Source organism: Micromonospora sp. NBC_00330, assembly GCF_036136635.1.
In the GTDB taxonomy this organism is placed as follows: domain Bacteria; phylum Actinomycetota; class Actinomycetes; order Mycobacteriales; family Micromonosporaceae; genus Micromonospora; species Micromonospora salmantinae.
The window spans coordinates 7,120,346-7,139,863 of the sequence record NZ_CP108012.1; the positions used below are offsets into that span (position 1 = coordinate 7,120,346).

Annotated in this window: 18 protein-coding genes and 1 pseudogene; 12 read left to right on the forward strand and 7 right to left on the reverse strand. The window is 71.6% G+C overall.

Features of this window, described 5'->3' with window-relative positions; all coding sequences use genetic code 11:
* Positions 1 to 14 precede the first annotated feature (14 nt).
* The 4 genes from OG598_RS32570 to OG598_RS32585 all read left to right on the forward strand — a co-directional run bounded on the left by OG598_RS32570 (position 15) and on the right by OG598_RS32585 (position 2,877).
* Positions 15 to 509 carry a SigE family RNA polymerase sigma factor gene (locus tag OG598_RS32570; protein ID WP_328652369.1) on the forward strand — a complete coding sequence of 165 codons (495 nt, stop codon included), beginning with the start codon at positions 15 to 17 and terminating at the stop codon, positions 507 to 509.
* On the forward strand, positions 506 to 1,660 hold the full coding sequence (locus tag OG598_RS32575) for a hypothetical protein (protein WP_328652370.1): 1,155 nt from the start codon (positions 506 to 508) through the stop codon (positions 1,658 to 1,660). The genes OG598_RS32570 and OG598_RS32575 overlap by 4 nt, the downstream gene beginning before the upstream one ends.
* A gap of 11 nt (positions 1,661 to 1,671) precedes the next feature.
* Complete coding sequence (locus OG598_RS32580) at positions 1,672 to 2,001, forward strand: ATP/GTP-binding protein (RefSeq protein ID WP_124821217.1); 330 nt, start codon at positions 1,672 to 1,674, stop codon at positions 1,999 to 2,001.
* 66 nt (positions 2,002 to 2,067) lie between these two features.
* On the forward strand, positions 2,068 to 2,877 hold the full coding sequence (locus tag OG598_RS32585; protein WP_328652371.1) for an alpha/beta hydrolase: 810 nt from the start codon (positions 2,068 to 2,070) through the stop codon (positions 2,875 to 2,877).
* 43 nt (positions 2,878 to 2,920) lie between these two features.
* On the opposite strand, the gene OG598_RS32590 is transcribed toward OG598_RS32585, so the two are convergent.
* The 3 genes from OG598_RS32590 to OG598_RS33615 form a co-directional block, all read right to left on the reverse strand.
* A complete protein-coding gene (locus OG598_RS32590; protein WP_442931543.1) occupies positions 2,921 to 4,033 on the reverse strand; it encodes an AI-2E family transporter in 1,113 nt (370 codons plus the stop codon).
* Between the two features lie 153 nt (positions 4,034 to 4,186).
* Positions 4,187 to 4,375 carry a DUF397 domain-containing protein gene (locus OG598_RS32595; RefSeq protein WP_328652373.1) on the reverse strand — a complete coding sequence of 63 codons (189 nt, stop codon included), beginning with the start codon at positions 4,373 to 4,375 and terminating at the stop codon, positions 4,187 to 4,189.
* Positions 4,366 to 4,521: a hypothetical protein gene (locus OG598_RS33615; protein WP_442931430.1), complete on the reverse strand. Its 156-nt coding sequence runs from the start codon at positions 4,519 to 4,521 to the stop codon at positions 4,366 to 4,368. The genes OG598_RS32595 and OG598_RS33615 overlap by 10 nt, the downstream gene beginning before the upstream one ends.
* 338 nt (positions 4,522 to 4,859) lie before the next feature.
* Between OG598_RS33615 and OG598_RS32605 the strand changes: the two genes are divergently transcribed.
* Positions 4,860 to 5,834: a DUF559 domain-containing protein gene (locus OG598_RS32605; protein WP_328652375.1), complete on the forward strand. Its 975-nt coding sequence runs from the start codon at positions 4,860 to 4,862 to the stop codon at positions 5,832 to 5,834.
* A 72-nt stretch (positions 5,835 to 5,906) separates the two neighbouring features.
* Here OG598_RS32605 and OG598_RS32610 read toward each other — a convergent pair whose 3' ends face one another.
* The 4 genes from OG598_RS32610 to mce form a co-directional block, all read right to left on the reverse strand.
* Entirely contained in the window at positions 5,907 to 7,997 is a 2,091-nt protein-coding gene (locus OG598_RS32610; protein ID WP_328652376.1) for a hypothetical protein, read from the reverse strand.
* A 177-nt stretch (positions 7,998 to 8,174) separates the two neighbouring features.
* Entirely contained in the window at positions 8,175 to 9,440 is a 1,266-nt protein-coding gene (locus OG598_RS32615) for a DivIVA domain-containing protein (RefSeq protein WP_328652377.1), read from the reverse strand.
* A gap of 357 nt (positions 9,441 to 9,797) precedes the next feature.
* Positions 9,798 to 11,153: a crotonyl-CoA carboxylase/reductase gene (ccrA, locus tag OG598_RS32620; RefSeq protein WP_328655499.1), complete on the reverse strand. Its 1,356-nt coding sequence runs from the start codon at positions 11,151 to 11,153 to the stop codon at positions 9,798 to 9,800.
* Between the two features lie 339 nt (positions 11,154 to 11,492).
* The gene (mce, locus tag OG598_RS32625; protein WP_112621592.1) at positions 11,493 to 11,969 is read right to left on the reverse strand and encodes a methylmalonyl-CoA epimerase; all 477 of its coding nucleotides are present in this window, start codon (positions 11,967 to 11,969) and stop codon (positions 11,493 to 11,495) included.
* A 61-nt stretch (positions 11,970 to 12,030) separates the two neighbouring features.
* Here mce and OG598_RS32630 point away from each other — a divergent pair, with 61 nt between their 5' ends.
* The 7 genes and pseudogenes from OG598_RS32630 to OG598_RS32660 all read left to right on the forward strand — a co-directional run.
* Positions 12,031 to 13,230, forward strand: a complete 1,200-nt coding sequence (locus tag OG598_RS32630; protein WP_328652378.1) for an acetyl-CoA C-acetyltransferase — start codon at positions 12,031 to 12,033, stop codon at positions 13,228 to 13,230.
* A gap of 55 nt (positions 13,231 to 13,285) precedes the next feature.
* The gene (gene meaB / locus OG598_RS32635; RefSeq protein WP_238687331.1) at positions 13,286 to 14,287 is read left to right on the forward strand and encodes a methylmalonyl Co-A mutase-associated GTPase MeaB; all 1,002 of its coding nucleotides are present in this window, start codon (positions 13,286 to 13,288) and stop codon (positions 14,285 to 14,287) included.
* Between the two features lie 216 nt (positions 14,288 to 14,503).
* Positions 14,504 to 14,923: an Asp23/Gls24 family envelope stress response protein gene (locus tag OG598_RS32640; RefSeq protein ID WP_112621678.1), complete on the forward strand. Its 420-nt coding sequence runs from the start codon at positions 14,504 to 14,506 to the stop codon at positions 14,921 to 14,923.
* Positions 14,924 to 14,982: 59 nt separating this feature from the next.
* Entirely contained in the window at positions 14,983 to 15,384 is a 402-nt protein-coding gene (locus tag OG598_RS32645) for an Asp23/Gls24 family envelope stress response protein (protein ID WP_328652379.1), read from the forward strand.
* Positions 15,385 to 15,502: 118 nt separating this feature from the next.
* The gene (locus tag OG598_RS32650) at positions 15,503 to 17,191 is read left to right on the forward strand and encodes an acyl-CoA mutase large subunit family protein (RefSeq protein WP_328652380.1); all 1,689 of its coding nucleotides are present in this window, start codon (positions 15,503 to 15,505) and stop codon (positions 17,189 to 17,191) included.
* Positions 17,192 to 17,373: 182 nt separating this feature from the next.
* The gene (locus OG598_RS32655) at positions 17,374 to 18,297 is read left to right on the forward strand and encodes a tetratricopeptide repeat protein (protein WP_328652381.1); all 924 of its coding nucleotides are present in this window, start codon (positions 17,374 to 17,376) and stop codon (positions 18,295 to 18,297) included.
* Positions 18,298 to 18,366: 69 nt separating this feature from the next.
* Positions 18,367 to 19,362, forward strand: a pseudogene (locus OG598_RS32660) (arginase family protein); the annotation flags it as partial.
* Positions 19,363 to 19,518 lie beyond the last annotated feature (156 nt).

Sequence of the window (19,518 nt, forward strand, 5' to 3'; positions counted from 1 at the left end):
GGCGTCTGAGTGGTGTGACCTTCGAGGAATACGTCAGCACTCGCGGGCCGGCGCTCGTCCGGCTGGCCCGGCTGCTGACCGGTGACGAACACCGGGCCGAGGACCTCACCCAGGACGTGTTGGCGCGCGCCTACGTGCACTGGCGGAAAATCGCCCGTGCCGACCACCCGGACGTCTACGTGCGCCGGATGATGGTCAACGCCAACACCTCCTGGTGGCGCCGCCGATCCAGCAGGGAGTTGGCCACCGCCGAGTTCGCCGACCGGCCGGGGCGCGGGGACCTGGGCGGCGATGCGGCCGACCGGGACGAGATGTGGCGGCTGATCCTCGGCCTGCCCGACCGGCAGCGCGCGGTGCTCGTGCTGCGCTACTACGAGGACCTCGACGACCCGACGATCGCCCAGATTCTCGGCTGTTCCCCGGTCACCGTCCGCACCCACGCGATGCGGGCGCTCAGCCAGCTGCGGGAGCGCCACGGCGTTCCCACGACGAACGGGAGCCGGCCGTGACCGACCTCGACGAGCGGATCGCCCGGGCACTCCGGGAGCAGGCCGACGGGCCCGTGGACACCGACAGCCTGCTGATGGCAGCGGTGAACGGGGGACGGGCCCGTCGGCGGCGGCGACGTGCCGTCATCGGGGCAGCCCTCGGCGTCGTGGTGCTGCTCGGGGCCGGTGTGGCACTCCGTACGCCGTCGGCCGCGCCGCCGCAGCCGGCCGTCACGCCCAGCCCGGTAGTGGTCACGCCGCCCCGGGCACCGGGGATTCCGGGGGCAGCGGAGCGCCCCGCCCTGATCGGCACGGACCCGCGGTTGCTGCACTTCGGGGTCGATCCGACAGCGGCGAAGCCGGTCGCCTGGCGCTCCGCGGCCCAGGTCGAGAGCATGCGACTGGACCTGGGTGACGGCGTGCAGGCGATGGTGATCGTTGCCGCGGACCCACGGACCGCCGAGATCGGTGATCCGAGCCAGCTTCGTGACATCGGCCCCGACAGAGCGGGCGCCGTCACCAGCGACAAGGACCTTTCCTCGCCCGGCCAGGGCCTCGACGCCGCATCGAGGTACAACGGGGTGATCCGTCAGCTCGACACGGTCACGAAGGGTTGGGTGCTGCGCTGGCAGCCCGTCCCGGGCCTGTACGTCCGGGTCGCGGCTCTCGGGGAGACCGGCGCCGAGGTCCGCCGGGCGGCGGCGGCGCTCCGGTTCGACGAAGCCCGCCGCTGTGTCGCGCCGATACAACTGACCGCTCTGCCCCCGGGTGCCCGGATCAGCGCGTGCGAGGTGGCGGTGCGGCAACTGTCCTGGCCCCGCATCGTGACCGTGGGGGGAATGACGACGCCGACGCAGATGGCCGTTGCGGCTTCGGACCACACCGAAGCGGCGTTGACTGTCGCTCTCCAGGGCGCGGCCACCTTGCCGGTGCGGCTCACCTACTCACCCCGCCCGTCCTCGCCCGACCGGGCCAAGGCCAATCGCACGATCGCCGGCAGGCCGGTGTTCGACATGGGCGACTTCTGGAACGTGCTCGGCATTCCGAACACCCTGCTGTCCATGGGGCACGAGAACCGCTGGGAGCGGTCGCCCACGGACGCGGAGGTCAGCACGGTTATCGGCGGGCTCCGGGTCTCCGACGACCTTGGCGAGCCGGTGAGCTGGGAGTGACCGTAACCTTGGTGACTGTGAGCCCTCGTCGCAATCGCCCTCGCCGGGACGAGAACGCCAACCTGGACGCCGACCGGGTCCGGCAGGGCGTCGCGTCGGTGCAGCAGTGGACCGACGGCGCCTGGCAGGTACGCGGCATCGGCGCGGGCGCGTCGGTCAAGACGTACCGCTGCCCCGGCTGTAACCAGGAGATCCCGCCCGGGGTGGCGCACCTGGTGGCCTGGCCGGCGGACGGCCTGGGTGACCTGACCGACCGGCGGCACTGGCACAGCGGCTGCTGGCGGGCCCGGGAACGGCGCGGCCCGGCGGTGCAGCGTGGCCGGGGCTCCCCGCGCTACTGAGCGACATGGGTCACCCTGTTCGTGCCTGGGCGGGCGGCGGCGGCGGCTTCGCGACAGACTTGGGCGGTGAGCACAGCGATCCGCGCGTCGTCGATCCTGCCCGGCCGCCGGGAGGACATCGAGCTGCACACCGCCGACGGTCTGCGGCTGGTCGGTGAGCTGGCCCTGCCGGCCGACCGGCCGCCGGTGGCCACCCTGGTCTGCCTGCACCCGCTACCGACCCACGGCGGGATGATGGACAGCCACGTGTTCCGCAAGGCGGCCTGGCGGCTGCCCGCGCTGGCCGACCTGGCGGTGCTGCGGTTCAACACCCGGGGCACCAGCAGCGTGCGCGGCACCAGCGAAGGAGCCTTCGACGGCGCGGTGGGCGAGCGGTACGACGTGGCCGCCGCCATCGAGTACGCGGAGTTCGCCGAGCTGCCCAACATCTGGCTCGTCGGTTGGTCGTTCGGCACCGACCTGGCGCTGAAGTACGGCTGCGACCCGGCGATCGCCGGGGCGATCCTGCTCTCCCCGCCGCTGCGCTTCTCCGCCCCCGAGGACCTGGCCACCTGGGCCAACTCGGGTAGGCCGCTGGTGGCGCTGGTGCCGGAGTTCGACGACTACCTGCGCCCCACCGAGGCGCGGGAGCGGTTCGCCGCCGTGCCACAGGCCGAGGTGGTCGGGGTGCCGGGCGCCAAGCACCTGTGGGTGGGCGACGCGGAGACGGTGCTCGACGAGATCGTCCAGCGGGTCAACCCGGCCGTCGAGGTGCCGCTGCCGACGACCTGGGACGGCCCGATGGAGGCCGGCGACGTCAGCGCGTACGCCGACCGGACGGTGGCCGCCTTCGCCGACACGCCCGTCCCCGGCCCGGCCGCCACCAAGGCGGACTGACCCGCCCGTCCGCGGCCTGGTCGCCGGTCAGGTGGGCTGACGCTCAGCGGCGCTCCTGGCGGGGCAGCACCACCTCGCGCAGGATCAGTTGCAGCGCGGCCACCGTGGGGATGGCGATCAGCGCGCCCACCACACCCAGCAGCGCCACTCCGAGCAGCGCGGCCAGCAGGGCGGCCACCTCGTTGACCTCCACCGAACGCCGCATCACCTTCGGGTAGATGAGGTAGTTCTCCACCTGCTGGTAGATCAGGAAGAAGACGGCGCAGGCGATGCCGGTGGGCAGGTCGGCGGCGAAGCCGACCAGACTCACGATCACCGCGCCCAGGGTGGCGCCGATCTGCGGGATCAGGTCGGTCACCGCTACCACCACGGCCAGCGCGAACGGGTACGGCAGGTCGACGATCAGCGCGAAGACGAAGGTGGTCGCGCCGGCCAGCACCGCGATGCTCAGCGCGCCGACCATGTACGAGCCCACCTTGGCGAGGATCTCGTCACCGATCAGCTGCACCCGCTGCCGCCGCGACCGGGGCACCAACGAGTAGCCCAGCGAGCGCAGCTTGTCGAAGTACGCCAGGAAGTAGATGGTCAGCACCAGCACGGTCAGCGTCCGGAACACCGTGCCGAAGATCAGTTGTGCGCCGCCCAGCACCCCGCCGAGCGCCCGTCCGACCGTCTCCGCGTTGGCCGCGCCCTGCACCCGTTCCACCACGTCGTACCGCTCCACCAGGTCATTGACCGTCGGGTTGCGGCGCAACTCGTCGAGCAGGCTCGGGATCTGGTCGATGAACTGCCCCGACTGGGTGACGATCGGCGGGACCAGCGCCACGATGCCGCCGCAGAGCAGCAGCACCACAGTCAGGGCGACTCCCGCCACCGCCAGGCCGTGCGGCACACCCCAGCGGCCCAGTCGGACCACCGCCGGGTTGAGGCCGACCGCGAGGAAGAGCGCGATCACCACCAGCACGAGGATGCCGCCGGCATTGCGAATCCCCAGATAGAGGGTGTACGCCAGCAGCACGCCCAGCGCACCGGTGAAGCCGAGCAGGAAGCTGCTGCGGCGCAGTGGCCGCCCGGGTGTGCCGAACTTTCCGGACGGGACCGCCGGCGGCTCGTCCGGGTCGACCCCCGGGACGGGGACCGGCACCGGCGGTGGCATTTCCGCTGCCGGTGGCGGCTGCGCCTCCGTCGGCTGCGCTTGCGCCGGCGGTGGCGTTTCCGCCGGCTGTGGGGTTTCGGCTGGCGGGGGACCGGGGGTCACGTCCGGCTCGTCGCCGGACGGGTCGTGCTGTGGCACCAGGGACCTCCCGGCTCAGGCCGTCGGACGACGGGCGACGGCCACGAACGCCCGCCACGCGGCAGGCGCGAACACCAGCACCGGACCGGCCGGGTCCTTGCTGTCCCGCACCCCCACGACCCCGGGCAGGTTGTCCGCCACCTCGACACACTCACTGTTGCCGCTGCGAGTGGAGGTGCGCCAGAGCGCGCCGGTCAGGTCCATGAGGTCACAACTTCCTTCATCAGTTCGATCGACTGGCGGCGAGACAACGCGCCGTTTCTGATCATCTCCCAACGCGCCAGCAGCGTAGCCACCTCATGGTCGCCATCGACCATGAGACCGTCAATCTGATGCTCAATGTGCCCCACCCAACCACCGTCGGCGCCTCGGGCCGAATTGAACGGTCCGGAAAGTCGACCCCACGCCCCAGCGGCTCGGGCCGTACCCAGTGGTTGTCCGACCCTGCGGCGCGCGGACGCCGCCCACCGCGCTGCGACCCGTGTGGTGCTGCCGGGCCGACGGCCGGCCGTGGCCCTGCGCGGATGCCCGGCTGGTGCAGGGCGGAGTTCGACGAGGACCCCACCCACCCCTGACGTCGCCCAGGCCCGTCGAATCCGTGCAGATCTTGGACAGTTTCCGTCAGGCCGTGACGGAAACTGTCCAAGATCTGGTGGTGGGGCGGCGCTCAACGACGAAAGCTGTCTGAATGCTGCCCGCCGATGACGCCGACGCACTCGACTGGCTCGCCTTCGAGCAGGCGGGCGTGCTGACGACCGCGCAGGTCGCCGGGTTGCTCAGCGAGGGGCGGGTGCGGGGCCGGATTCGCTCCGGTCGGTGGCGGTCGATCTGCCGAGGGATCCTGCTGACCGGCAACGGCCGACTCACCCACGACCAACAACTCTGGGTGGCGGTGCTGGCAGCCGGGCCGGGGGCGGTGCTGGCCGGGGTGTCCGCCGCCGCCGAAGCCGGGGTACGGGGACTGCGACGCGAGCCGCTGCACGTGCTGGTGCCGGCAGCCCGCCGTGCCGCGCGGGCCACCCTGCGTCGACTTCCGATCGACATGCCCGCCGTCCTGATCCACCGCACGACGGTCCTCCCCGAGGCCCATCTCCAACGTGCCCGCCCACCGCGTACCACCACGGCGCGGGCGCTGGTGGACGCGGCGGGCTGGGCGGCCGGCGTGGACGAGGCGCAGTCGGTGCTGGCCGCTGGTTGCCAGCAGCGCCGGGTACTGCCCGAGGAGTTGCAGGCGGTGCTCGACGTCCTCCCTCGGGCCCCCCGTCGGCGGCTGATCGGGCAGACCATCAGCGACATCGCGGGCGGCGCGCAGGCGCTCTCGGAGATCGACTTCCTGCGGCTGTGCCGCAGACACCGACTGCCCGCTCCGGACCTGCAGGAACACCGGGTCGACGCGGCCGGCCGGAACCGCTGGCTGGACGCGTACTGGCGGGAGTGGCGGGTGCAGGTGGAGATCGATGGCGCGCACCACATGGACGCCAAGCAGTGGGCGGCCGACATGCGTCGGCAGAACGACGTCTGGACCACCGGCGACCGCATTTTGCGCTTCCCGGCCTGGCTGGTCCGCGCCCGCCCGGACGAGGTCGCCGACACCGTCCGCCGCGCCCTCGTCGCAGCCGGCTGGACCCCCACCGCGCCCCTGCGCCACCTGACGCAAAAATGAATCTTGGACACTTTCCGTCAACGGCTGACGGAAAGTGTCCAAGATTTCGAAGCTTCGACGGACGGGTGCCCGTCACTCCTTCTCGATGGTGACCTTGCTGGGCTTGGCGCTGCGCTCGTCGGTGGTCGGCTTGGTGGGTCGCTTGCCGTTCTCACCGGTGCTAGTGATCTTGGTGGGTTTGGCGCCCCGGCCACCCTCGCCCGGAACGGCGGCCACTGTCGGCTCACCGTCCACCCCGGCGCTCGCCGTGCCACCGTCCACCGTGGTCATCGGCTCGGCCACCGGCCGCGTCGTGGACTGCCCGGGCTCCTCCGCACCGGCGTTCACCGGCTGCCTGGTGTCGGCGGGCTCCGTCGTCAGCCCGGCGCCCGCACCCGGCCCGGAGGCCGCGCCGGCAGTAACGCTCACGCCGTCGTCCCCACCGCCCGGCACGCCTTCGCTCGCGCTGGCCTCTCCGGCCGGAGCGGTCGGGCCGTCGATCGGACCGGCGACACTCTGCAACCGCAGCTCGGACATCTGACGCTGGAGCTCGTCGGACTCCTGCCGGGCCTTCCAGGTCTCCTGCCGCAGATCCGCCAACTGCTGCTGGGCCTGGGCGATTTCCAACATCACCTGGGCCAACTGCTGACGGCCCGCCGCCGACTCCTGCTGGGTCGCCGCCAGGTGCTGCTGGGTGGTGGCCAGGTGCTGCTGCGTGGTGGCCGCGTACTCCTCGAACTGCCGTCGGGACGCCGCGACATGCTCGTCGGCCTTGCGGCGCTTGTCGCTGGCCTCGGCCTCGGCCCCGCTCAGCAGCTCGGCGGCCTCCGCCTCGGACCGCTGACGCAACGCCGCCGCGTCCTGCTCGGCCGCCTGACGGACGCCGGCCGCGCCCTGCTCGATCTCGTTCTTGCGAGCCGTGTACTCGGTCTCCAGCTCGTTCTTCCGGGTGGAGTATTCGGTTTCCAGCTCGTCCCGACGGGTGGTGAACCCGTTCTCCAGCTCCTGCTGACGGCTGGCGAGCCCGGTCTCCAGCTCCTGCTGGCGCGCCGCGTGTTGCTTGTCCAGCTCGTCCCGGCGCTTGGCGAACTCCTGCTCGGCCGCGGACCGTCGCTGCGCCAACTCCCGGTCGGCCGCCTCCCGACGGGAGTTGACCTCCTGCTCCACCCCGGCCCGCCACGCGCCCAGCTCCTGTTGGGTCTGCGCCCGGGTGTGCTGCACGTACGCCTCGGTCTCGGTGCGCATGCGCTGCACGTACGCCTCGGTCTCGGCCCGGCTGCGCTTCGCCGCCTCGGTGGCCTGCGTCGTCAGCCGCTCGGCCTCCTGCTGCGCCTTGGCGCGGGTGGCCCGACCGGCCATCGACGCGTCGTCGATGATCTGCTTGGCCTCCTGCTGCGCCTTGGCGTGGGTGGCCCGCCCGGCTTCGGTCGCGGTGTCGGTGAGCCGCTTGGCCTCCTGGAGCGCCTTGGCGTGCACCTCCTTGGCGGCATCGCGCAGATCGCTGGCCTCCTGCCGGGCGTTGGCCAGCGTTTCGCGGGCCGTCTCGCGCAGCTTGGTGGCCTCCTGCTGGGCCCGGGTGTGGATCTCCTTGGCGGAATCCCGCAGCTGGGTGGCCTCCTGCTGGGCCTTCGCCAGAGCGTCCTGCGCGGTCTTGCGCAACTGCGCCGACTCGTCCTTGGCCGACCGCAGGGCCGCGTTCGCCTCGGCGCGCTGCGCGGCGCTGTGCCGCTCCTCCTCCGCGCGTCGGGCGGCGAGGGCGATCTCGAAGTCCTTCAGAGCCCGCGCGGCCTGCTCGCGGGCCTCCTCGATGATGTGCTCGGCAGCGGCACGACGGGCCTCGATCTCCCCGTTCGCGTCGGCGAGGATCTGCTCCGCCTGCTCCTCGGCGAGAGTGAGGATCGACTCGACCCGCGGACCGAGGTGCCGGAACGACGCCCGGTCGACGACGTTCATCTGCTTGCGCACCTGGGTCAGGTCGCGCTGGAGAACCTCGACCTGGCCGGCGAGCTTGTGGATCTGTGTGTACGCCTGTTCCCGTTCGGAGGCGAGGGTCGCGATCTCGTGCTCAGCACGTGCGACATAACGGTCGACCTGTTTCTTCTCGTACCCCCGCAGAGCGGACTCGAAGCTGGGCTCCGTCGTCACGTCCCCGCCGAGAGCGAACAGTTCCTCGCCGTGCGACATGCCCCCATCCTCACACGCAACGGCCCCTGCTGGGGCGATACGGACGGGCCTTGTGGGAGCTACTTCACTCCGTTGCGGCCAACGGATACCAGGGGTTAGGAAACGCATACGGCGCGAGGTGGCACCGGTTACCCGGTGTCACCTCGCGCCGTCGATGCCCCAACCTGACGCCTCGCGTCAGCCGGCGGTCTCCGCGGGCACCCGCTCCTGACCACCCTCGTTCTTCTTTGCTGCTTCCGGCTTGGCAGCCGGAGCGGCCTGCGCCGGCATTCCCGGAACGATGCCGGCGAGGCCGGAGAGCATCTGACCCAGCTGCGACGTGACAGCGTCCTTCTGCCGGGTGAGGTCCTCGACCTCGCGGCGGGCGGCCTGCGTGGTCAGCTCCGCCTCGGTGCGAGCCTCGGTGAGCAGGCGCTGCGACTCGGCCTTCGCCTCGTTGAGCGTCTTCTCCGAGTGGGCCTTGGCCTTGTCGACAGTCTCGGCGGCGTTGCGCTCCGACTCGACCCGCCGCGCCTCGGCGCGCTGCTCGATCTCCTTGGCCCGCTCCTGCGCGGCCCGGGCACGCTGCTCGGCCTCGCTGACCATCTTCTGGGTCTGCGCGACCTGGGCGGCGTGCCGCTCGGACTCCTCGCGCTCGGCCTTCTCCCGCCGCTCGGCCAGCTGGAGCTCCAGGGCCTGCAGGTCCTTGTCGCGCTTGTCCCGCGCGTCGGTGAGCAGCTTGGTCGCCTCGGCGCGCTTCTCCTCGGCCTCGCGGGCGGCCTTCGCCCGCTGCTGGGTGATCTCCCGCTCGGCGGTGGCCCGCAGGGTGGCGACCTCCCGCTCGACTGTCGACTTCAGCTCGGCCACCTCGTGCGCGGTGACCGTACGCAGCTGCTTGGTCTCCCGGTCGGCGTCGGCGCGCAGCGTGTCGGCCTCGCGGCGAGCCTGCACCCGGACCTCGGCGGCCTCGCGCTCGGCGGCCGTGCGCAGGTTGCCCGCCTCGCGCTCGGCGCTCGCCTTCATGGCGGCGGCCTCGGCGCGGGCCTTGTCGGTGATCTCGCGGGCCTCGAGGCGGGCGGCGGAGAGGATGCCCTCCGACTCGCGCTTGGCCTCGTTGCGGTGGTCGTTGGCCTGCTCCTCGGCGAGCCGGAGGATCTGCTCGACGCGCGTGCCGAGCCCGGAGAGGGTGGGTCGGCTGTTCTCTTCGAGCTGCTTGTTCGTGTCGGTGAGCTTCTGCTCCAGCGCACTCATGCGCTGCTCGGCCTGGCGGAGCCGACGCTGGGCGTCGTTCATCCGCTGCTCGGCCTCGGCACGGGCCTGCTCGGACTGGGTCAGCGCGGCGGTCATCCGGCCGAGGAAGTCGTCGACCTGATGGGTGTTGTATCCGCGCAGGCCAACGGTGAAATCTGGCTGCGAGTTCGCGTTATCGAAGAACGCGAGAGGGGAGGACTGCTGCTGGGGCATTGGGACATACTGGCAGACGCCCCAGGGTGCTTCGCAAGAGCGGTGCGAAGCTTTCGTGCCCTCTTTACATGGTCAACTCCCGCGATCGGCGAGGTTGGACCAATCGGCGATCTTGGCAGGTCCCGGCGGGTCGGACGCCACGCAGCGTGACGCGGAAAAGGGCCCCGGGGTTACCCCGAGGCCCTTTGTTCGATCCGGGTGGCTTATCCGCTAATGGGGGCGGAAGAACAATGAGCGATCAGCGCAATGGTCATCCAGCGTTCCACCGTCCGGCCGGGACCCGCCCGGCGCTCCGGATGCCGGTCGGTGACCCCGGGGACCGGCGGTGCCGGTCGGTGACCCCGGGCCGGCGGCCGGTCAGTGACCCCGGAACCGGTTGATGGCGTCCTCGTGCCGGGCCCGCAACTCTCCGTCGCGCACGCCCAGCCCGTCGGTGGGTGCGAGGCAGCGCACGCCGACCTTGCCCTGGTGGGCGTTGCGGTGCACCTCGTACGCGGCCTGGCCGGTCTGCTCCAGCGGGTAGGTGCGGGACACCGTCGGGTGCACCTTGCCGAGCGCGACCAGGCGGTTGGCCTGCCACGCCTCGTGGTAGTTGGCGAAGTGGCTGCCCACGATCCGCTTGAGGTGCATCCACAGGTAGCGGTTGTCGTACTGGTGCAGGAAGCCGCTCGTGGAGGCGCAGGTGACGATGGTCCCGCCGCGCCGGGCCACGTAGACGCTGGCGCCGAACGTCTCCCGGCCCGGGTGCTCGAACACGATGTCCGGGTCCTCGCCGCTGGTCAGCTCGCGAATCCGTTCGCCGAAGCGCCTCCACTCGTCCGGGTCCTGGGTCTCCTCGTCCTTCCAGAAGCGGAAGCCCTCGGCGGCCCGGTCGATGACCAGCTCCGCGCCCATCCGGCGGCACAGCTCGGCCTTCTCCGGTGAGGACACCACGCAGACCGGGATCGCGCCGCCGTTGAGCGCCATCTGGGTGGCGTACCCACCGAGGCCGCCGGAGGCGCCCCAGATCAGCACGACGTCACCCTGCTTCATGTTGGCGCCGTGGTGGGAGACGAGCTGCCGGTACGCGGTGGAGTTGACCAGCCCGGGACTGGCCGCCTCCTCCCAGCTCAGGTGCCGCGGCTTGGGCATCAGCTGGTTGGCCTTGACCACGGCCAGCTCGGCCAGCCCGCCGAAGTTGGTCTCGAAGCCCCAGATCCGCTGCTGCGGGTCGAGCATGGTGTCGTCGTGCCCGGCCGCGTCCTCCAACTCGACGGAGAGGCAGTGCGCGACCACCTCGTCGCCGGGGGCCCAGCGGGTCACCCCGGGGCCGGTGCGCAGCACCACGCCCGCCGCGTCCGAGCCGACCACGTGGTACGGCAGGTCGTGCCGGCGGGTCAGCTCGGAGACCCGGCCGTAGCGCTGGAGGAACTTGAAGGTGGATACCGGCTCGAAGATGCTGGTCCACACAGTGTTGTAGTTGATCGCGCTGGCCATCACCGCGATCAGCGCCTCGCCCGGCGCCAGCTCCGGCGTCGGCACCTCCTGCACGTGCAGGGCCTTGCGCGGGTCCTTGTCCCGGGTGGCCATGCCGTCGAACATCCGGGCTTCCTCGGCGCGGACCACCACGCCCCGGTAGCTCTCCGGTACGGGCAGCCCGGCGAGGCCGGCGAGTTCGCGGTCCGGATCGTTCGATTCCTCCGCCGCCATGATCGCTTCGAGGATGTCCTGCACGGTGACCTCCGGTTCATCCGCACCCGCACGGGCCCGGGTGCTGCCATCGTCGGCGCCGGTGGGCACGACCGCCATGTCGGCATTCGACACATCCGGCACCGGTCGCGCTCCTGTGGGGCCGGACGTTACTGAACGGTAGCTAGGCCGGGAAGTCCTCTGTGAAAAACTGCATCCGCCGATGCGTGAAGGTGTCCAACCACCCCGCCAACCGCGCACTGACGTGCGCGCACCGGGCCTCCAGCGGCCGCCACGCCTGTTGATCAAGAGCTTTCGGTCGTCTGCGCGGCGCGGGATGACGCAAACCTCTTGATCAACAGGGGTGAGGGTGGGGTCGGAGCGTCAGTGGGGGGTGGGGGCGGGTTGGACCAGTTCGACGAGGACGCCACCGGCGTCCTTGGGGTGGACGAAGTTGATCCGGCTGTCCGCGGTGCCACGCCTCGGAGCGTCGTAGAGCAGGCGCATGCCGCGCTCGCGGAGCGCCGCGCAGGCCGCGTCGATGTCCACCACGGTGTACGCGACCTGCTGCACGCCCGGCCCGTTGCGGTCCAGGAACTTCGCGATCGTCGACTCCGGGGTGAGCGGGGCGAGCAACTGCACGCAGCCGCCCTCGGTGGTCGGTCCGACGGCCAGCATCGCTTCCCGGACGCCCTGCTCGGTGTTGGTCTCCACGTGTACGCAGCGCATCCCGAACGTCCGCTGGTAGAAGTCGATAGCGGCGTCCAGGTCGGCCACGGCGATCCCGACGTGGTCAATCTTGCGAAGCCCGATGTCTGTGACGTAGTCCGCACCGGGCTCGACGGGGGAGTTCTCTGCCATGGCGCTAGTCTGGCCGAACAATCGTTAAGGCGTACAGCTCGGCACCCCCTCGGAGGCAGGCATGGCTTCGGTGATCGTCAGTGGCGCGCGGACCCCGATGGGCCGGCTGCTGGGCAACCTCAAGGACCTTCCGGCCACGAAGCTCGGCGGGATCGCCATCAAGGCGGCGTTGGAGCGTGCCGGCGTCAGCCCGGACCAGGTCCAGTACGTGATCATGGGGCAGGTGTTGCAGGCCGGCACCGGTCAGATCCCGGCTCGGCAGGCGGCGGTCGAGGCCGGCGTGCCGATGTCCGTGCCGGCGCTGACCATCAACAAGGTCTGCCTCTCCGGCCTGGACGCGATCGCCCTGGCCGACCAGCTGATCCGCGCCGGCGAGTTCGACATCGTGGTGGCCGGCGGCATGGAGTCGATGACCAACGCCCCGCACCTGCTGATGGGCCAGCGCACCGGCTACAAGTACGGCGACGTGGTGGTCAAGGACCACATGGCACACGACGGGCTCAGCGACGCCTGGGACTGCTGCTCGATGGGCGAGTCGACCGAGCGGCTCGGTGCCAAGCACGGCATCTCCCGCGAGGAGCAGGACGCCTTCGCCGCCGCCAGCCACCAGCGGGCCGCCGCCGCGCAGAAGAACGGCCACTTCGCCGACGAGATCGCCCCGGTGGTCATCCCGCAGCGCAAGGGTGACCCGCTGGTGATCACCGAGGACGAGGGCATCCGCCCGGACACCACTGTCGAGTCGCTGGCCAAGCTGCGCCCCGCCTTCGCCAAGGACGGCACCATCACCGCCGGCAGCTCGTCACCGATCTCCGACGGCGCCGCCGCGGTGCTCGTGATGAGCAAGGCCAAGGCGAAGGAGCTGGGGCTGACCTGGCTGGCCGAGATCGGTGCCCACGGCAACGTGGCGGGCCCGGACAACTCCCTGCACTCGCAGCCGTCCAACGCGATCAACCACGCCCTGAAGAAGGGCGGCCTGAGCGTCGCCGACCTGGACCTCATCGAGATCAACGAGGCGTTCGCGCAGGTCGGTGTCCAGTCCACCCGGGACCTCGGGATCAGCCCGGAGAAGGTGAACGTCAACGGCGGCGCTATCGCGCTGGGGCACCCGATCGGCATGTCCGGCGCGCGCCTCGTACTCACCCTCGCCCTGGAGCTGAAGCGGCGCGGCGGTGGCACCGGCGCGGCCGCGCTGTGTGGCGGCGGTGGCCAGGGCGACGCGCTGATCATCCACGTGCCGGGCAAGGCCGAGACCAGCCAGTGAGCGCGAGGAGTGAGCCGGTCTTGCGAGCCTCGCAGTCGCGAACAGGGATGGCGCAGTGAGCGAGGCTGAGCACGTCCCGGCAGCGGGCACCACGTCGGTGCGCCGCAGCCGGGACGTACCGCTGCTGGTCGAGCGGGCCCGCACGGGCGACCCCCGCGCGGTGGCTCGCCTGATCACGTTGGTGGAGAACGGTGACGCGCTGTTGCCGGAGATCGCCGCGGCGCTGGCGCCGTACGCCGGGCAGGCCCAGGTGGTCGGGCTGACCGGTTCGCCCGGGGTGGGCAAGTCGACCACCACGAACGAGCTGGTCCGCGCGCTGCGGGCGCGCGGGCACCGGGTGGGCGTGCTGGCGGTCGACCCGTCCAGCCCGTTCACCGGCGGAGCGATCCTCGGCGACCGGGTGCGGATGCAGGACCACGCCACCGATCCGGGCGTCTACATCCGGTCGATGTCCAGCCGGGGGCACCTCGGCGGGCTGGCCGCGGCCACGCCGCAGGCGGTCCGGGTGCTGGAGGGCGCCGGCTGCGACGTGGTGCTGGTGGAGACCGTCGGCGTCGGGCAGGCAGAGGTGGAGGTCGCCTCGCTCGCCGACACGACGCTGGTGCTGCTCGCACCCGGGATGGGCGACGCGATCCAGGCGGTCAAGGCCGGCATCCTGGAGATCGCCGACGTGTTCGTGGTCAACAAGGCGGACCGGGACGGCGTCGACGCCACCGTCCGTGACATCCAGGGCATGATCGCGCTCGGTGAGCGCGGGCCGGGGCAGTGGCGGCCCCAGGTGGTCCGGTCGGTCGCCGCGCGGGGTGAGGGCATCGACGACATCGCCGCAGCCATCGACAAGCACCGGGGCTGGCTGGTCGAGCACGGCGAGCTGCGCCGCCGCCAGGAGGCGCGGGCCGCCGCCGAGATCGAGGCGATCGCGCTCGGCACCCTCCGTTCCCGGATCGGCTCACTGCGCGACGGTACGGAGTTGGCCACGCTCGCCACCAAGGTCGCCGAGGGCGCTACCGACCCGTACACGGCGGCGGACGAGTTGCTCGCCCAGCTCGCGCGCTGATTCGGTCACCCGCCGGCCGGCGCGTCCACCTGGAGGAACCCGGTCGGCACTGTCCGGTGCGGACCGACGCCGCCGCTCGTGCGCGCCGCCCGCCAGCAAGCGAAGGTCGCTCTGGTTTTAGTAGGCTCGCCGCGCGTGGCCGCAAGCAGGGCTTCCGTGAAGCGGGCTGACGAGCCGGTCGGTCCACAATGCACCGGGACCAGGGGAGATGTGATCATGACGGACGCGGTGGAGAACGCCGGTGCAGTGCAGCCCGCGACGGGCGCGGCCCGGGGCGTCACGTCGGTTTCCGACGAGGTCGTGGAGAAGATCGCCGGTGCGGCCGCTCGTGCCGTGCCCGGTGTCGCCGATCTCGGCGGTGATGTTTCCCGGTTCTTCAACAGCGTGCTGGACAAGATCGGCCTGGACGAGGTTGGCGACGCTCGGCGGGGCGTGTCGGCCGACGTGAAGGGCAGCTCGGCAGTCATCAACGTGGTCCTGGTGATCGACGCCGGGCACGTCGTCGCCGACGTGACCGAGGCGGTGCGAGCCGCGGTGATCGAGGCGGTGGAGAAGTACGGCCTGACTGTCACCCAGGTCAACGTCACTGTGGACGACATCGAGCTGAACCAGCCCGGGGCGGCAGCCGGAGCCTGAGGCGTGGCTGCGCGACAACCTGACGGCTGACTCGGTGGTGTGAGGAGCAGGGAGCGACTGTGGACCTGGAAGCAACGCGGGAGCTGACCAGGGCGTCGGTGCCGGCCGGCGGGACGACGCAGGTCGCCGACGAGGTGATCGAGAAGATCGCCGTCGCGGCGGCCCGCGCAGTGCCCGGCGTGGCCGATCTGGGCGGGGACGTCGCCCGGTTCTTCAACGCGGTTCTCGACCGGGTCGGGCTGGACCAGGTGGGTGACGCCCGGCGGGGTTGCTCGGCCCACGTGACCGGGGACGCCGCAGTGGTCAACCTGGTGTTGGTGATCGAGGCGGGTCGGCCGGTGGCAGAGGTCAGCGGTGAGGTGCGCGCTCGAGTGACCGAGGCGGTCGAGGCATTCGGGCTGCGGGTCGACGAGGTCAACATCCGGGTCGACGACCTGGCGATGGGCGGGCCGACCCCCTAGCGCGCAGGCGGGACGTCCAGATCGCACGTTACCCGCCGGTACGGCCTGACTTAGCGATCGTTCAGGTAGGGGCCTTACACTCGACGTGCAGTCGAGGACCCGAGGAGGAGCCCTGCTCATGGACGCCGACGAGATCGACGCCGGACGGGCGCGCTGGCAGGCCCGGTACGACGCCGCGCGCAAGCGGGACGCGGACTTCACCACGCTCTCCGGCATGCCGGTGGAGCCGGTGTACGGGCCGCCGGAGGGCGCCACCTATCCGGGCTTCGAACGGATCGGTTGGCCGGGCGAGTATCCGTACACCCGGGGTTTGTATCCGACCGGCTACCGCGGTCGGACCTGGACGATCAGGCAGTTCGCCGGCTTCGGCAACGCGCAGCAGACCAACGAGCGCTACAAGATGATCCTCGGCGCCGGCGGCGGCGGGCTGTCGGTGGCGTTCGACATGCCGACGCTGATGGGCCGCGACTCGGACGACCCGCAGGCGCTCGGCGAGGTCGGCCACTGCGGCGTGGCCATCGACACCGCCACCGACATGCAGGCGCTCTTCGACGGCATCGACCTGGCCGGCGTGACCACCTCGATGACCATCTCCGGCCCGGCCGTGCCGGTGTTCTGCATGTACCTGGTCGCCGCCGAGCGGCAGGGCGCCGACCTGTCCAAGCTGGACGGCACCCTGCAGACCGACATCTTCAAGGAGTACATCGCGCAGAAGGAGTGGCTCTTCGACCCGGAGCCGCACCTGCGCCTGATCGGCGACCTGATGGAGTACTGCGCCCGGGAGATCCCGCGCTACAAGCCGCTGTCGGTCTCCGGCTACCACATCCGTGAGGCCGGCTCGACCGCGGCGCAGGAGCTGGCGTACACCCTGGCGGACGGCTTCGGCTACGTCGAGCTGGGTCTCTCGCGTGGGCTGGACGTGAACGTCTTCGCGCCGGGGCTGAGCTTCTTCTTCGACTCGCACCTCGACTTCTTCGAGGAGATCGCCAAGTTCCGCGCCGCCCGTCGGATCTGGGCCCGCTGGCTGCGCGACGTCTACGGCGCGACGAGCGAGAAGGCCCTGTGGCTGCGGTTCCACACGCAGACCGCGGGGGTGTCGCTGACCGCGCAGCAGCCGGTCAACAACGTCGTACGGACCGCCGTCGAGGCTCTCGCTGCGGTGCTCGGCGGCACGAACTCGCTGCACACCAACGCGCTGGACGAGACCCTGGCGCTGCCCACCGACGAGTCGGCCGAGATCGCCCTGCGTACCCAGCAGGTGTTGATGGAGGAGACCGGTGTGGTCAACGTGGCCGACCCGCTCGGCGGCTCCTGGTACGTCGAGGCGTTGACCGACAAGATCGAGGCCGAGGCGGAGGAGATCTTCGCCCGGATCCGGCAGCTCGGCGGGGACGGGCCGCACCAGATCGGCCCGATGACCTCGGGCATCCTGCGCGGCATCGAGGACGGCTGGTTCACCGGGCACATCGCCGAGTCGGCCTTCGTCTACCAGCAGTCACTCGAAAAGGGTGACAAGAAGATCGTCGGGGTCAACTGCCACACCGGCACCGTTGCCAAGGAGCTGGAGATCCTGCGCATCTCGCACGAGGTGGAGCTGGAGCAGCGCCGGGTGCTCGCCGAGCGCAAGAGCGCGCGGGACGAGTCGGCGGTCCGCGCGGCGGTGGCCCGGATGATCGAGGCGAGCCGTACCGACGAGAACATGATCCCCGCCATGCTCGACGCGGTCCGCGCCGAGGCGACCCTGGGCGAGATCTGCGACGCCCTGCGCGCCGAGTGGGGCACCTACCGGGAACCAGCCCGCTTCTAATCCGCTGCCCTCACCCCCACCCCCCGCGATCTTGCACTTTCTGCGCCGACATAAGGCATGAATGCGGCGTACCGGCGACAGAATATGCAAGATCGCGGGGGGTGGGGACGGGGCGTGAGAGTTGCAACGTCGGGGTTGCGGGTGAGCTGAGATCGGGGGCTCACGTGCGAGACTAGGTAACCATGAGCGACCCACGGATCACCTCGTCGATCTTCACCCGCGGCGCGGTCGACCTCAGCACGCTGCGTGGCCCCGCACCAGCAAGTACCCGCCCCGGCACGCCCCCGCAGGGCGGCCCGTCCAACGGCGCCCCCGGCGCGCCCACCGCCGGCGGTGACACCGCCATCGTGGACGTCACCGAGGCGACCATCCAGTCCGACGTCCTCGAACGCTCGATGGCCACGCCCGTCGTCGTGTTCTTCGGTGCGGCCGGCTTCCCGGAGAGCGACGAGTTCGCCCCGGTCCTGGAGCGGCTGAACGCCGAGGGCGGCGGCACCTGGGTGCTCGCCCGGGTCGACGTGCAGGAAAATCCCCGAATCGCCCAGATGTTCCGGGTGCAGGGCATCCCCATGGTCTACGCGGTCGTCGGCGGCCAGCCGGTCGACGCCTTCTCCGGAGTGGTTCCCGAGGCGCAGCTGCGGCAGTGGCTCCAGGCCGTACTCAAGGCCGGTGGCGTGGCCGTCGCCGAGCCGGAGGACCCCCGCCTCGACGAGGCGGACGACGCGCTGATGAGCGGCGATCTGGACGCCGCCGAGCAGGCGTACAAGAAGATCCTCGCCGACGCCCCGGCGGACGCCGCGGCAACGGCGGGGCTGGCCCAGGTCGGAGTGGCCCGCCGGGTGGCCGGCGCCGACCCGTCCGCCGCGCTGGCCGCCGCCGAGAGCGCCCCCGACGACGTCGCCGCCCAACTGCTGGCCGCCGACATCGAGGTGCTCAGCGGCCTGGCCGAGCAGGCGTACGCCCGGCTCGTCGGTCTGGTCCGGCGCACCACCGGTGAGGACCGTGAGACGGTTCGCCAGCACCTGGTCTCGCTCTTCTCCATCGCCGGCCCGGACGATCCGGCGGTCGCCTCGGCGCGTCGGGCCCTGGCCAGCGCCCTGTTCTGAGTTCGTAGCACGCCAGCGCGGGCCGGCGTTCCGGCCGGCCCGCCCGACCACCGAGGACGGGAGCTCACCATGCGCCGGATCGCCGTCCTCGACGCGCCGACAAATCTCGGTCTACGGCCGCCGACGCCCACGTCGGTCCCGGGTTGCGCCAAGGCCCCCGGGGCGCTGCGCGACCACGACCTGCTGGCCCGGCTCCGCGCCCGCGACGCCGGCTGCGTCACCCCCGCCCGGTACGACCCGGGCGACTGGCGGCCCGGCGACGGGGTGTGCCACGCCCGGGAGATCGCCGACTACTCGCTGGCCCTCGCCGAACGCATCGGCTCGATCATCGACCGCGGCGAGTTCCCTGTGGTGCTGGGCGGCGACTGCTCGGTGCTCCTCGGCTCGGCCCTGGCCATGCACCGCCTCGGCGAGGCCGTCGGCGGGCGGATCGGGCTGGTCTTCGTCGACGGGCACTCCGACTTCCGGCACCCCGGCAACGCCTCCTACGTCGGCGCCGCCGCCGGTGAGGACCTGGCCCTGGTCACCGGGCGAGGGCAGGCCGACCTGGCCGCGCTGGAGGGCCGCCGGCCCTACTTCCGCGACATCGACGTGGTGGTGCTCGGCATCCGCGCCCAGGACGAGTACCGGCTCGACCTCCAGGCCGCCGGGATCACCACCCGACCGGTGCCGGCGCTTCGTGCCGAAGGCGCAGCCCGGACGGCCCAGTGGGCGCACGAGCAACTCGCCGACTGCGCGGGCTACTGGGTGCACATCGACGTGGACGTGCTCGACCCGGCGGTGATGCCCGCCGTGGACGCCCCCGACCCGGGTGGAATCGCCTTCGCCGAGCTGGAGATCCTGCTCGCCGGCCTGGTCGACACCCCGCACTGCCTCGGCGTGGAGCTGACCGTCTTCGACCCCGACTACGACCCGGACGGCTCGTACGCGGCCGAGATCGTCAACACGGTGGTCGCCGGTCTGGCACCGGTGACCGCCCCGGAAGCCGTGCCGCCCCGACTGCTGTCCGCGCGGCCCACGCCCTCCCCGCGGCGCGGCAACGGCCGGGCCGCGACCGCCACCGAGCGTCCCGACCGTGCCGAGCGTCCCGACCGTGCCGAGCGGCTCGACGGGCTGACTGGGCTTGACGGGCTCGACCGGGCTGAGCGGGTTGCGCGGCTTGAATTCCCCGCTGGCATCGACTCCGCTGGCATCGATCCCGCCGACGTTGATCCTGCTGCG